Genomic DNA, 13784 nt, shown 5'->3' on the forward strand with positions numbered 1-13784 from the left:
ATCAGCTCTCGGTCTCTTCCTCGTCGCGAGCCGAGTCCTCGGACGGCTCGTCACCCGGCTCCTCGTCGGAGTCGTCCGACGACGGCGCCTCGACGTCGTCGCCCGTGCCGAAGGCCTCGATCGCGTCGGCCATCGTGTCCTCCGCGGCTCCGACGGCGTCGACCACCGCCAGGTCCGCGGTGTTGTACTGCTCGCTGAACTCGAAGTAGTACGACTGGCCGCCGTCGAGCGAGGCCGCCATCTGGTTCAGGTTGTCGAGCACGTGCTGGAGCGCGGCGGAGGTCAGCTCGGCCGCCTCCTCGAAGCCGGCCGGCACCTCGACCGACTCGAAGGTGTCCTTGACGGCCTGCATGCCCGGGATCGTCGCGTCACGGACGGGCTGGCCGCTGGAGAACGGACCCGTCCCGAGCAGCGTGCCCGGGGTGGTGCGGTCGAGCGCCACGACCGTGGCGTCCACGAACTCGGTCGTGTCGAGCGTGTCCTCGGCCAGCGTCGCGAGCGCGTCGAGGTCCTTCTCGAGATCCTGCTCGGCCTTCGCCGCCTCGACGTAGTCGTCGGAGTTCTCGCGACCGTACTCCGGGGCGTCGCCGATGGCCGGGATCTCCTCGACCGCTGCGTCGATGGCGTCGAGCGCCGAGGCGAGGTCGCTGCCGGCCTCGTCAGCCAGGATCTCGGCCTGCTCCTCGCGGAACGCCGCCACCTCGTCGAGGTAGTCGGCGGCCGCCCGGTCGGCAGCGGCGACGTCGTTCTTGTGGTTCTGGTGGATCACCAGCACCACGGTCGTGACCGCGACGGCCACGACGACCAGCAGCCCCAGGGCTGAGAAGAGGAGGATCTTCGCGCGCTTGCTCATGGCAGAACCGTGGCCGCGGCACGGGGGCGTGTCAAATTGGGGGCGTGGGGACCTCTCCCCTGGAGATCCTCGCGATCAGGCCGGAAGCGCGGCGTCGACCGCGGCCGCGAGGTCGGAGTCGACGGTCAGGCCGAACACCCGGACCGCCTCGGCCGCGATCGCGATCTGGCTCCCGTAGCTGAAGGAGTAGTTCTGGCCGACGGCCGCGAACGCGACGAGCAGCTCGCACTGGTCGATCACGTTCTGCACCGCCGCCGAGACCGTCGCCGCCAGGTCCTCCTGCCCGCCCGGGACCGGGACGGCCTCGAAGTCGGACAACGCCTCCTCGTACTCCGGGATCACGTCGCGCTCGACCACGCTCGCGTCGCGGATCGTCGACGACCCGGTGATCTCGTCGATCCGCAGCGCCAGCACCGCGTCGGCGGCCGCGATGAACGTGCGCGCGACCGCGATGCGTCCGAGCACGTCGACGAGCTCGACGTACGGGTCCAGCAGGGTCGCCTCGAGGTACTGCGCGTCCCGATAGTCCTCCGACAGCTCCGCCCCGACTCCCCCGAGCGCCGGCAACGACGGCGGTGCCTCGATCCGGGCCTGCACCTGCGCCTGCAGGTCGGTGGGCGGGCCCTCGCGCCCGGCGGTGATGAGGTCGGTCAGCTCGTCGCGGAACGCCGCGACCTCGTCCAGGAACTCGGCGGCCACCGCGTCGGCGTCCTCGCTCGCCCGCACCTGCCGCTGCTGCTCGACGATCACCAGCCCGCCGACGGCCACGAGCACCAGCGTCGTGACGAGCACGGGCAGGACCACGGCCAGTCGCCGCCAGCCGGACGCCCGCCGCTCCCGGTGGTCGTGCCTCGGGCGGTCGTGCCTCGGGTCCTCGGACAAGGTCAGCTCGCGGCCGGTGCCACCCCGTGCGCCCGCAGACCATAGGTCAAGGCGTCGGTGAGGGCGATCCAGGAGGCCTCGATGATGTTGGGCCCGACTCCGACCGTGACCCAGGAGTCCTTGCCGTCGGACGTCTCGATCAGGACCCGCGTGATCGCGTCGGTGCCGTGTCCCTGGTCGAGGATGCGCACCCGGAAGTCGGTCAGGTGGAACTGCGCGACGTCGGGGTACACCTGCTCGATCGCCTGGCGCAGCGCGTGGTCGAGCGCGTTGACGGGGCCGTTGCCCTCGCCGATCACCGCGAGCCGCTGGCCCCCGGCAACGATCTTGACCGTCGCCTCGGCGAGCGAGGCCTCGGCGATGACCCGCCACGACTCGATGTCGAAGTAGGTCGGTCGCGCTCCCTCGACCTCCTCCACGAGCAGCAGCTCGAACGAGGCGTCGGCCGCCTCGAACGTGTAGCCGGACTGCTCCAGCTCCTTGACGCGGTCGGTCAGTCGGGCCAGGCGCGCCGGGTCGTCGGTGAGGTCGAAGCCGAGCTCGCGACCCTTGAGCTCGATCGTCGCGCGGCCCGCCATCTCCGAGACGAGCAGCCGCATGTCGTTGCCCACCAGTGCGGGGTCGATGTGCTGGTACAGGTCGGGGTCGACGCGGATCGCGCTCGCGTGGAGACCGGCCTTGTGGGCGAACGACGAGACCCCGGTGTACGGCTGGCGTGCCGACGGCGGGTAGTTCGTGATCTCCGAGACCGCGTGCGCGATGCGGGTGGCCTCGGCGAGACGACCCGCGGGCAGCACCGGCCGGTCGAGCTTGAGCTCGAGGTTCGCGACACAGGTGACCAGGTCGGCGTTGCCGGTGCGCTCGCCGTAGCCGTTCAGGCAGCCCTGCAGGTGGGTGGCTCCCGCCAGCACCGCCGCCATCGAGTTCGCGACCGCGCACCCGGTGTCGTTGTGCGCGTGGATGCCGAGCCGGGCCCCGGTGGAGGCGGCGACGTCGGCGACGATCTCGCTCACCTGGTGCGGCAGCATCCCGCCGTTCGTGTCGCACAGCACCGCGACCTCGGCGCCCGCCTCGGTGGCCGCCCGGACGACCTCGAGCGCGTACGCGCGGTTGTCGAGGTACCCGTTGAAGAAGTGCTCCAGGTCGACGAAGACCCGCTGTCCCTCGGACCGCAGGTGCTGCACCGAGTCGCGCACCATCGCCAGGTTCTCCTCCAGCGTCGTGCGCAGCGCCAGCTCGACGTGACGGTCGTGGCTCTTGGCCACGAGCGTCACGACCGAGGCCCCCGACTCACGCAGCGCGGCGATCATGGGGTCGTCGGCCGCGACGGCGCCGGCCCGGCGGGTCGAGCCGAACGCCGCGAGCGTCGCGTGCCGCAGCTCGAGCTCCTTGGCCGCCAGGGCGAAGAACTCGGTGTCCTTCGGGTTCGAGCCCGGCCAGCCGCCCTCGATGTAGCCCACGCCGAGGTCGTCGAGGTGACGCGCGATGTGCATCTTGTCCTGCACGGAGAGGTTGAGGCCCTCCTGCTGGGCGCCGTCGCGCATCGTCGTGTCGTAGACGTGGAAGTCCCGGTCGACGCTGGTGGGGTCGGGGGTCGCGGTCATGGTGGGTCCTTTGGCAACAAAAAAGCCCCCCGAGAATCGGGAGGCGGCGCGCTGGTTCCTGTCGGTCAGGATCCGGCGCGCCCGGCAATGATGATCACGGTCTCCGTCGGAGGACACGCGGTCGTGAGGCTGGTCACGATCGTGAGTCTAGACTTCGAGCCGATGCTTGCCAAGACAGGGCACGACACGACCCGAGGGGCCGACCGATGACCGTTCCCGTGCCGGATGCGCGCCACAGCCTTCACGCCGTCGTCACCGCACGACCGCTCGAGCCCGTCGAGGACGTGCCGGTCCCGCTGCCGTCGGAGGCGCTCCTGCGCCGCTTCGGCGCCGACGAGGCGCAGATCAAGGCGTTCGAGGCGCGACCCCACGCCCGCGTGCTGCACCGCTCGGGCCCGGTCGGCTCGGCCGCGACCGACGCCGTGGCCGCTCGCCGGGAGGCGCTCACCCTCGCCGCGCAGCACGACGGACTCGTGCTGGACCTGTCGGTGCCGCGCCTGGTGACCCACACGGTCGACGAGACCGACCCCCGCGCCCCGCGGCAGTGGGTCGCGCTCGACGTGGAGGGCGCCGGCCTCGAGGGCACCGACGTCGTCTCTCACGGGCTGACGACGTTCGGCCTCCCCGAGCTGCGCTGCGCCGCGGTGCCGCTCCAGGAGCTGCCGGCCACGCTGGCTGTCCTGACCGGTCTCGCCCACCGCCTCCTGGTGGAGTGGCCCCAGAACGACCCCCTCGGCCGGGCCTCCGTGACGCTTGCCGACATCGCCACGGCGATGGGCGAGCCCGAGCCGCCCCGCCCGGACGACGGGGCCGGCTACGGCATCGACGTGCGCCTCAAGCTGCGCGGCGGCGAGCTCGCCGTGACGGTCCTCGGCGACGCCGCCGCGCTCTTCACCTGACGGGCGGCTTCGGACCGAGGTTGGCCAGGGTCTCGGGGCGCAGGATCCGCTGCAGGTGCTCCTCGGGCAGCAAGCCCTTCTCGAGCACGAGCTCGGCGACACCACGGCCGGTCAGCAGCGCCTCCTTGGCCACCATCGTCGCGGCCTCGTAGCCGATGAACGGGTTGAGCGCCGTGACCAGCCCGATCGACGCCTCGACCTCGGCCCGCAGGTGCTCGACGTTGGCCGTGATGCCGTCGACGCACCGCTCGGCCAGGACGCCGACGGCCTGCTCGAGCCGTGAGATGCCGGCAGCGAGCGAGAAGCAGATCACGGGCTCGAAGGCGTTGAGCTGCAGCTGACCCGCCTCGGCCGCCATCGACACCGTGACGTCGTGCCCGATGATCTGGAACGCGACCTGGTTGACGACCTCCGGGATCACGGGGTTGACCTTGCCGGGCATGATGCTCGACCCGGCCTGCACGGCCGGCAGATTGATCTCGCCCAGCCCGGCGCGTGGACCGGACGAGAGCAGCCGCAGGTCGTTGCAGATCTTGCTGAGCTTGACCGCGACCCGCTTGAGGGTGCCCGAGACCTGCACGAACGCGCCACAGTCCTGGGTCGCCTCGATCAGGTCCACCGCCGTCTCGAGCGGCAGGTCCGTGATCGCTCCGAGGTGCGCGCACGCGATCTCCACGTAGCCGGCCGGGGCGTTGAGCATCGTGCCGATCGCGGTCGCCCCCAGGTTGATCTCGTGCAGCAGGGCGACGGCCTCCGACAGTCGCGCGCGGTCCTCGGCAATCATCTGGGCGTAGGTGCCGAACTCCTGGCCCAGGGTCATCGGCACGGCGTCCTGCAGCTGGGTGCGGCCCATCTTCAGCACGTCGTGGAACTCGAGCGACTTGCGGGCGAAGGAGTCCTCCAGCCGCAGCATCGCGGCCAGCAGGTCCCGGGCCGCGAGGATGATCGAGATCTTGACCGCGGTCGGGTAGACGTCGTTGGTCGACTGGCTGAGATTGACGTGCTCGTTGGGGTGGAGGACGTGGTGGTCGCCCTTCGCATGTCCCATGAGCTCGAGCGCGCGGTTCGCGATGACCTCGTTCGCGTTCATGTTGGTCGACGTGCCGGCGCCTCCCTGGATCACGTCGACCACGAACTGCTCGTGCCACTGACCGGCGCGGATCTCCTCGCAGGCGTCACGGATCGCGGCGAAGCGCTCGTCGTCGAGCAGGCCGAGCTGGTGGTTGGCCATCGCCGCGGCCTCCTTGACCGCGGCGATCGCCTCGACCAGGAAGGGGCTGTCGGAGATGGGGATCCCGGTGATGGGGAAGTTCTCCAGGGCGCGCAGGGTGTGCACGCCCCAGTAGGCCTCCGCCGGCACGTGACGCTCCCCGATCAGGTCGTGCTCGAGTCGCGTCGCCGGTGCCTCAGGTGTGATGTGAGTCATACCTCGATGCAACCACAGTCCGGCCCCGCAGCGACGCGCCACCGCGCCCGTGTTGGCCACACCGAGCAGGCTGGACCCATGACCACGATCTCCGCCGTCGGCTTCTCCCGTTCCCTGCCCGCCAGCGACCCCGGCTCGCTGATCGACCTCCAGGTCGACGCCCCCACCGCGGGACCCCACGACCTCCTCGTGGAGGTGCACGCCGTCTCGGTCAACCCGGTCGACGTGAAGGTCCGCGGCGGCGGCGACGCCGACGGCACCCGGATCCTGGGGTTCGACGCCGCAGGTGTCGTGCGGGAGGTCGGCGAGGAGGTCACGCTCTTCCAGGTGGGCGACGAGGTCTGGTACGCCGGCGACATCACCCGCGCCGGCACCGACGCCGACCTGCACGCGGTCGACGAGCGGATCGTCGGCCGCAAGCCCGCCTCCCTGACCTTCGCGGACGCGGCCGCGCTGCCCCTGACCGCGATCACCGCCTGGGAGTCCCTCTTCGACAAGCTCGGGCTGACCCGCGAGTCCTCCGGCACCCTGCTCGTGGTCGGAGCCACCGGTGGCGTCGGCTCCGTGCTGCTGCAGCTCGCGGAGCACCTGCTCCCTGACGTCACCGTGGTCGCGACGGCCTCACGGCCCGAGGGCGTCGAGTGGGTCGAGGGTCTCGGCGCCGAGCACGTGGTCAACCACCGCGAGGACCTGGTGTCCGAGACGCTCGCGATCGCCCCCGAGGGCGTCGACTGGATCTTCTCGGCCCATTCCGAGGGAATGGTCGAGACCTACGCCGAGGTCCTCGCTCCCTTCGGCGCCGTCGTGGCGATCGACGACCCGTCGTCCCTCGACGTGCGCGCGCTCAAGTCGAAGAGCCAGTCGTGGCACTGGGAGCTGATGTTCACGCGGCCGATGCAGGGCCGCGCCGACCAGGTGCGTCAGCACGAGATCCTGACGGAGGTGGCGGGCCTCGTCGAGTCCGGCGACGTCCGCACGACGGCGACCACGCGCCTGTCGCCGATCGACGCCGAGCAGCTGCGCGAGGCCCATCGGCTCGTGGAGGACGGACACGTCATCGGCAAGGTCGTCATCGCCCGGGAGGTCTGAGCCGGAACATCGGAGGCCGCGCGACCCTCACACGTCCCATGACGCCTCCTACCGCACCCTCTTCCCGCCGCCGCCTCCTCGTGGTGCTGGCGGCCGTCGTCACCCTCCTCACCGCCGCCGCGGTCGTCGCCGCCCTCGTGCTGACGGGCGACGACAACCGGGACTCCGGCCAGGAGCCGGTGGAAGACGTCGCTGCCGCGCCCACCGAGGCGCCTGACGCGACGGTCCGCGCCTACCTGGAGGGCGCGCAGGCGCGCGACTGCGAGGTGCTGGCCGCCCACGACGTCGGCGAGTACGACTCCGTGGCGGACTGCGAGGCCTTCTTCAGCGGCGCCGACGACGTCGAGGGCGAGGACCTGGTCGAGCTCACGATCGCCGACGTCGAGGTCACGGACCAGACCGACCAGGCCGCGACGGTCCGCCTGCAGCTCACCCAGTCCTACGGCGAGGGCGCCGACGCCACGACCTACGAGAACACCGTCGACTACACCCTGCGCAACGACGACGGACGCTGGAACATCACGGGCTTCGAGACGGTCCAGGAGGACTGATCGTGGATCCGCTCGCCCCGCACCGACGACGCGTCGTCCGCGTGCTCGCTGTCGTGGCGGCCGTGGCTCTGGTCATGACCGGGCTGCTCGTGGCGCGCAGCCTCACGGGACAGGCCGACGACACGACCCCGCCCACCGCGGCGCCATCTGCGGAGGACGCGATGCTCGCCTACGTCCGGGCCGCGAACCTGGGCGACTGCGAGGCGCTGGCCGTGCACCCCATCGCCCGGTTCTCCGACGCCACCGCCTGCTCGGAGGCGATGCAGCGCTCGCAGGAGCAGGCCGAGGCGCAGGGCTACGAGGTCGATCCCCTGGCCGTCGACGTCGCGGTCGAGCACCTCGAGGTGCTGTCCGAGACCGGCCTCGTCGCCGTCGTGCGCCTCGAGCTGAGCCAGAAGGTCACCCAGCTCGACGGCGACGTCAGCCACCCGCACCACACGGGCGACTACACGCTGGTCATGATCGGCGGACGCTGGCTCGTCTCGTCCATGGTGACGGTGCCCGCCGCCGAGAACGGGTGACGGAACAATCAGGGGCGTGACGCCCTCGTAGAGGCATGACCACGCCGATGCCGTCTCCCGTCCCGCCGCCGCCCCCCGCCCGCGACCGCGGTCGGGTCGGCCTCGTCGTCGCCGTCGTCGCGCTGGCCATCGTGCTGGTCGCCGGTGGCGTCACGACCCTCGTGCTCGTGCTCGGTGGCTCGTCCGGGACCTCCGACTTCGGCACGCCGGAGGAGGCCACGCGCGGCTACATCGAGGCCACCAACGACGGCGACTGCGAGGCGATGGCCGTGCACCCGGTCAGCGGGTTCGACTCCACGTCGGAGTGCGAGGACTTCCGCCAGGAGGCGAAGGAGAACGACGAGGACGAGGCGGAGGTCGACCTCAACTCGTTCGTCATCGACGAGCTCGAGGTCACCTCGGAGTCCGACGACGAGGCGACCGTGCACCTCGAGTCCAGCATCGACATCACGGTCGACGGCGAGACCACGATCGGCCACAGCTCGGTCGACTACACGGTGAGCCACGGCGACGAGGGCTGGATCGTCACCGACCTGGAGCCGGACTACGGCGACGACGGGACGGACGAGGACTCGGACCAGGACGACTCGGACCGGGACGACTCGGACCGGGACGACGACGCCGCGGAGGCGGTCGAGGACGCCGTGCGCGAGTTCACGCAGGCCACCACCGACCTCGACTGCACGATCCTCGCCGAGCACCCGGTCACCGAGTTCGGTTCGGTGCAGGAGTGCGAGGAGGAGCTCGCGGACGCGATGGAGGAGGCGGAGACGTCGGGGATCGATGTCGAGTCGTTCGTCATCGAGATCGATGACCTCGAGGTCGTCTCGGTCGACGACGACACCGCGACGGTACGGCTGGACGTCACCCAGACCTACGACATCGACGGCGACGAGCAGTCCGCCTCCACGACGGTGGAGTACGAGCTGGAGAAGGACGGCGACGAGTGGCGGGTCGTCCGCGACGTCACCGAGATCTCAGACCCGGTCGGCCCTGACGGCGCCTGAGGCCCGGAAGGGTCCGAGGCACCGCCAGGGTCTGTCGAGCGGGCTCAGACCAGGCGGGTCAGCCAGCCGTGGCGGTCCTCGGCCCGGCCGTACTGGATGTCGACCAGCGCAGCGCGGAGGTCGGCGGTGACCTTGCCGATGTCGCCGTCGGTGCTGACGACCTCGCCGCCGTTCCAGGCCAGCTTGCCGACCGGGGTCACGACCGCGGCGGTGCCGCAGGCGAAGACCTCGGTGATCTGGCCGCTCGCGACGCCGTCGCGCCACTCGTCGATCGAGACCTTGCGCTCGACGACCTCGTGGCCGAGGTCGCGGGCGAGCGTCAGGATCGAGTCGCGGGTGATGCCCTCGAGGATCGAGCCCGAGAGCTCCGGGGTCACGATGGATCCTTCGGACTGCACGAAGTACAGGTTCATGCCGCCGAGCTCCTCGACCCACCGGTTCTCGACGGAGTCCAGGAAGGCGACCTGCTCGCAGCCGTGGGCGAAGGCCTCCTGCTGCGGCAGCAGGCTCGCGGCGTAGTTGCCGCCGCACTTGGCGGCTCCGGTGCCGCCCAGCCCGGCGCGGGTGAACGTCTCCGACAACCAGATGTTGACCGGCTTGAGGCCCGCCTTGAAGTACGCACCGGCCGGCGAGGCGATGACCGAGTAGGTCACGTGCTGCGACGGCCGCACCCCGAGGAAGACCTCGGAGGCGAACATGAAGGGACGCAGGTACAGGCTGCGCTCCTCACCCGTGGGGACCCAGGCCCGGTCGGCCGCGACGAGCGACTCGATCGAACCGAGGAACCAGTCGGTGGGCAGCTCGGGCAGGGCCAGGCGGTGGGCGGAGCGGGCCAGCCGCTCGGCGTTCGCCTCGGGCCGGAAGCCCCAGACCGAGCCGTCGGCGTGGGCGTAGGCCTTGAGCCCCTCGAAGATCTCCTGCGCGTAGTGCAGGACCGCCGTGGCGGGATCGAGCAGCAAGGGGCCGTACGGCACGACGCGGCCGTCCTGCCACCCGCCCTCGGGGGTCCACTCGGACAGGAACATGTGGTCGGTGAAGTGGTTGCCGAACCCAGGGTCGGCCAGGATCGCCGCCCGCTCCTCGTCCGTGCGCGCAGCAGGGTTCTGGGTGAACGTGCTGGCGAACGGGGCAGGAGCGGTCGGTGTGGAGGTCATGGAGTTCACGGTAATGCTTTCGGAGAAGGTGGGACAGGGACGGTCAGCCCACCGATACGCCTCCGGCCACGAGCGTTCCGATGGCCTCCCCCACCTCCTGCGTGGATCGAGGGCCGGTGGAGCCGCCGGCGCGGGCAGCGATGTCGGCCTCGACGGCGGTCGCGATCTGCGCGGCGGCCTCGGGGTGGCCGAGGTGCTCCAGCAGCAGACCGGCCGACAGGATCGCAGCGGTGGGATCGGCCTTGCTCTGGCCCGCGATGTCGGGGGCCGAGCCGTGGACCGGCTCGAACATGCTCGGGGCGGTGCGGTCGGGGTTGACGTTGCCGCTCGCCGCCAGGCCGATGCCGCCCGTGACGGCGGCGGCCAGGTCGGTCAGGATGTCGCCGAACAGGTTGTCGGTGACGATGACGTCGAAGCGCGCCGGGTCGGTCGCCAGGAAGATCGTGGCGGCGTCGACGTGCAGGTAGTCGACCGAGACCTCCGGGAACTCCGTCGCCACGGCGTCGACCGTGCGGCTCCAGAGGTGGCCGGCGTGCACGAGCACGTTGTTCTTGTGCACGAGCGTGAGCTTGCGGCGCGGACGGGCCTGGGCGCGTGCGAACGCGTCGCGGACGACCCGCTCGACGCCGAAGGCCGTGTTGAGGCTGACCTCGGTCGCGACCTCCTGCGGCGTGCCGACGCGGATCGCGCCGCCGTTGCCGACGTACGGACCCTCGGTGCCCTCGCGGACGACGACGAAGTCGATGTCGCCCTTCGCGAGGACGCTCTCGGCGAGCGGGGTGGGCACCCCGGGGTACAGCTTCGACGGACGCAGGTTGACGTAGTGGTCGAGCTCGAAGCGCAGCTTCAGCAGCAGGCCGCGCTCGAGCACGCCGGACGGCACCGACGGATCGCCGACGGCACCGAGCAGGATCGCGTCCTGACCGCGGATCTCGTCGAGCACGGTCTGGGGAAGGGTCTCCCCCGTGGCGTGCCAGCGACGCGCTCCGAGGTCGTACTCGGTCCGGGCGAAGGCGAGGTCGTGCTGCGCCGCCACCTGGTCGAGGACTCGGAGTGCCTGCTCGGTGACCTCGGGGCCGATGCCGTCTCCGGCGACGACCGCAAGGTTGTACGTCTGCGTCATGGTGATCATCCTACGGCCGCCGGTCTCAGATGCTGAAACTGGCGTCTCGTCCAGTGGATGGTCAGTTGTCGTCGGGACGATCGGCCGCGATGAGCGCGTCGAGGGTCTCGTTGGCGTCGTCGCGCAGGTGGGCGGGGCCCCACTCGATGGTGTGATCGGACATGAAAGAACTCCTTCTCGGTACTGGATGGTCAGCGGTCGGGACAGACAGCTGGTCCGATGAACCGCGTGGCCGGGGTGACCGGCACGAGAAGGAGCGAGATCTCAGGTGGTGATGAAGCGATCCTGCAGCGGTTCAGCGGGCCAACGCCAGAACTCCGCGGCAGGTCGTCGGCCTTTAGGAGACCCTGCCGCGGCAAGCGATGGATACGAGCTGCTTCCGCATGGCCAGGACTCTACCCCACCGCCCCGCCCCTTGCCTACCCGCCGGTAACGAAGGACGTCGGCGTGTCGCGACGACGGTCGTGCCGGGTCAGGTCCGCATGGTCCGTCGGGACCATTTTCCGGTGTCCGGACCTGCGCTCGCCACACGCGACCGGTCGGTGACACCGGGCGTGGTTAGCGTCCGGCGAGGCGCCTGACCAGGCACCGTCCCACACCTGAGAGACCCGAGGCACCATGTCCATCCTTCGTCCGTCCCCGCGCCTGCTCCGGGCGATGGCCACCTCGGCCCTCGTCGTCGGCCTTCTCGCCACCCCGGCCCAGGCCGAGGAGGACGTCGAGCCGACGCCACCGGCCGTCGAGACCACGGACACGGTGCCGACGACGGGCGACGACCCGACCACCGGGACCCCCGCCGAGACCGACGATGTGACTCCTGTCGAGGACGACACCCCCGCCGACGACGGTGCACCGCAGGGCGACGACGCGACGGCCGGACCCGTCGAGCAGGACGCGACCGACGCCCCGGTGGCAGCGGCGCTCGCTCCGACGGCCACGGTCCTCGCGATCACGGCTCCCGTCCCGTGTGGCCGGGGTCAGCTCACCACCGCGACCGGCCCGGGTCAGGTCACCTACTCGTACTGCCCGACGGACGTCGCCGCTGGCGCCACGGCCGTGGGCTTCTCGTCGGCGCCGCCGTCGAGCACCCTGACGATCCCCGACCAGGTCGTGATCGACACGGTCGCCTACGACGTCGTCGCGGTCGGCGAGTACGCCTTCGCCTCACGAGGACTGACCGCCGTCTTGATCGGCGACAAGGTCACGTCGATCGGGGCCGAGTCCTTCCGGCAGAACCCGACGAGCACGCTGACCCTCGGATCGTCAGTGCAGAGCATCGGCCGCTCGGCGTTCTACGACAACGACATCACCGCCCTCACGCTGCCGTCCTCCCTCACGACGATCGGCCACGGCGCCTTCGAGTACAACCAGATCCCGTCGCTCGTGGTGCCCTCCTCCGTGACCTTCATCGACGACTGGGCCTTCCACGACAACCTGATCGCCTCGGTCTCGCTGCCGTCGTCGCTCACGGCGATCAGCTACGCCACCTTCGAGCGCAACCGACTGACGACGGTCACGATCCCGGCCTCGATCACGTTCATCGGCAGCAACGCCTTCGACGAGAACCCGAACCTCGGACGCGTCACCTTCCTCGGCGACGCCCCGGCCGCGACCTCGGCGTACGCCTGGAACGGCGACGAGTCGTTCGACTCCGCCAGCCCCACGCTGCGCATCTGCCCGTCCGCCGCCTCGACCGGCTTCCCGGAGTCGGGCAGCTGGCTCGGCTACCCGCTCTGCACCCGGTCGACCGTCACGTTCTCCGCAAACGGTCACGGGACCGCGCCTGCCGCTCAGGTGGTGCTCGACGACCAGACCGTGGCGGACCCGGGCGCGCTCACGGCCGACGGCTTCCGCTTCGACGGCTGGTACACCGCTGCCACCGGCGGCAGCCCGGTCACGTTCCCGCTCGCCGTCTCCGGCAGCACGACGCTGTACGCCCGCTGGACCGCCCTTCACACCGTCACCTTCGACGCGAACGGTCACGGCACCGCTCCGGCCGCCGTGGTCGTGGCCGACGGGGCGACCGTCGCCGACCCGGGCGCTCTGGCGGTCGAGGGTCAGCTCTTCGACGGCTGGTACACCGCTGCCACGGGCGGTGACCCGGTGACCTTCCCGCTGACCGTGACCGGCCCCACGACGCTGTACGCCCGCTGGACCGCGAACCCGCTCACCGCGACGACCGACCGCGCCACGTACGCGCCGGGCGATCCCATCGTGGTGCAGGGCACCGGGGCGCCGACCGGTTCCTCGGTCTCGGTCGAGGTCCACTCGACGCCGGTGCTGCTCGGGACGACGACCGCGACGGCCGGAGGCACCTACCGCTTCGCCGGCACGCTGCCGACCACGCTGGTTCCAGGACGTCACGACGTCGTGGTGACGTTCGCCGGCGGGACCCAGGTCGTCTCGGCCGCGATCACCGTCGCGGCTCCCGCCGTGAGCACGCCCCCGGCGGCCACCGGACCCGGCACCGGCACCGGCAGCACCGTCGCGACGGAGACCCGCCCGCGCAGCCTGCCGACGACCGGCGCCCAGGCCTCCGTGCCGCTGCTGGTCGGCGGCCTCGTGCTCCTGGCCGCGGGCCTCGTGCTGCTGTCCCGTCGTCAGGGCCGGTCCAGCGCGTCTCAGTGAGCAGGAAGGCGGCGGGCCGGGACGTCGGAGCGTGACACACTGACAAG

12 protein-coding genes are annotated in these 13784 nt (G+C 71.1%); 6 read left to right on the forward strand and 6 right to left on the reverse strand.

Going from position 1 to position 13784, the window contains the following annotated elements; genetic code table 11:
- Window position 1 precedes the first annotated feature (1 nt).
- From LO931_RS00585 to cimA, 3 genes are all read right to left on the reverse strand, one after another.
- Complete coding sequence (locus LO931_RS00585) at window positions 2–853, reverse strand: hypothetical protein (RefSeq protein WP_229051256.1); 852 nt, start codon at window positions 851–853, stop codon at window positions 2–4.
- Between the two features lie 75 nt (window positions 854–928).
- Entirely contained in the window at window positions 929–1657 is a 729-nt protein-coding gene (locus LO931_RS00590) for a hypothetical protein (RefSeq protein WP_229051257.1), read from the reverse strand.
- An 80-nt stretch (window positions 1658–1737) separates the two neighbouring features.
- Entirely contained in the window at window positions 1738–3339 is a 1602-nt protein-coding gene (gene cimA / locus LO931_RS00595; RefSeq protein WP_229051258.1) for a citramalate synthase, read from the reverse strand.
- A 206-nt stretch (window positions 3340–3545) separates the two neighbouring features.
- Between cimA and LO931_RS00600 the strand changes: the two genes are divergently transcribed.
- On the forward strand, window positions 3546–4238 hold the full coding sequence (locus LO931_RS00600) for a hypothetical protein (protein ID WP_229051259.1): 693 nt from the start codon (window positions 3546–3548) through the stop codon (window positions 4236–4238).
- On the opposite strand, the gene LO931_RS00605 is transcribed toward LO931_RS00600, so the two are convergent.
- Entirely contained in the window at window positions 4231–5664 is a 1434-nt protein-coding gene (locus LO931_RS00605) for an aspartate ammonia-lyase (protein ID WP_229051260.1), read from the reverse strand. The two genes, LO931_RS00600 and LO931_RS00605, sit on opposite strands and share 8 nt — an antisense overlap.
- A 78-nt stretch (window positions 5665–5742) precedes the next feature.
- Here LO931_RS00605 and LO931_RS00610 point away from each other — a divergent pair, with 78 nt between their 5' ends.
- The 4 genes from LO931_RS00610 to LO931_RS00625 are packed head-to-tail and all read left to right on the forward strand — an operon-like array spanning window position 5743 to window position 8832.
- Window positions 5743–6753, forward strand: a complete 1011-nt coding sequence (locus LO931_RS00610) for a zinc-binding alcohol dehydrogenase family protein (RefSeq protein WP_229051261.1) — start codon at window positions 5743–5745, stop codon at window positions 6751–6753.
- 38 nt (window positions 6754–6791) lie between these two features.
- Window positions 6792–7304 carry a hypothetical protein gene (locus LO931_RS00615; RefSeq protein ID WP_229051262.1) on the forward strand — a complete coding sequence of 171 codons (513 nt, stop codon included), beginning with the start codon at window positions 6792–6794 and terminating at the stop codon, window positions 7302–7304.
- 2 nt (window positions 7305–7306) lie between these two features.
- Window positions 7307–7825 carry a hypothetical protein gene (locus tag LO931_RS00620; RefSeq protein WP_229051263.1) on the forward strand — a complete coding sequence of 173 codons (519 nt, stop codon included), beginning with the start codon at window positions 7307–7309 and terminating at the stop codon, window positions 7823–7825.
- 47 nt (window positions 7826–7872) lie between these two features.
- Window positions 7873–8832 (forward strand): ARC6/PARC6 family protein, encoded by a 960-nt coding sequence (locus tag LO931_RS00625; protein WP_229051264.1) that lies wholly within the window; start codon window positions 7873–7875, stop codon window positions 8830–8832.
- Window positions 8833–8876: 44 nt separating this feature from the next.
- On the opposite strand, the gene LO931_RS00630 is transcribed toward LO931_RS00625, so the two are convergent.
- Both LO931_RS00630 and LO931_RS00635 read right to left on the reverse strand, forming a co-directional pair.
- Window positions 8877–9986, reverse strand: coding sequence for a branched-chain amino acid aminotransferase (locus tag LO931_RS00630; RefSeq protein ID WP_229051265.1), 1110 nt, complete (start codon window positions 9984–9986; stop codon window positions 8877–8879).
- Window positions 9987–10029: 43 nt separating this feature from the next.
- Window positions 10030–11118, reverse strand: a complete 1089-nt coding sequence (locus LO931_RS00635; RefSeq protein WP_370636052.1) for a 3-isopropylmalate dehydrogenase — start codon at window positions 11116–11118, stop codon at window positions 10030–10032.
- A gap of 609 nt (window positions 11119–11727) precedes the next feature.
- Between LO931_RS00635 and LO931_RS00640 the strand changes: the two genes are divergently transcribed.
- Window positions 11728–13737: a leucine-rich repeat protein gene (locus LO931_RS00640; protein WP_229051267.1), complete on the forward strand. Its 2010-nt coding sequence runs from the start codon at window positions 11728–11730 to the stop codon at window positions 13735–13737.
- The last annotated feature ends 47 nt before the right edge of the window (window positions 13738–13784 follow it).

The sequence above is a fragment of the Aeromicrobium sp. Leaf350 genome (genome assembly GCF_916858655.1).
GTDB lineage: Bacteria > Actinomycetota > Actinomycetes > Propionibacteriales > Nocardioidaceae > Aeromicrobium.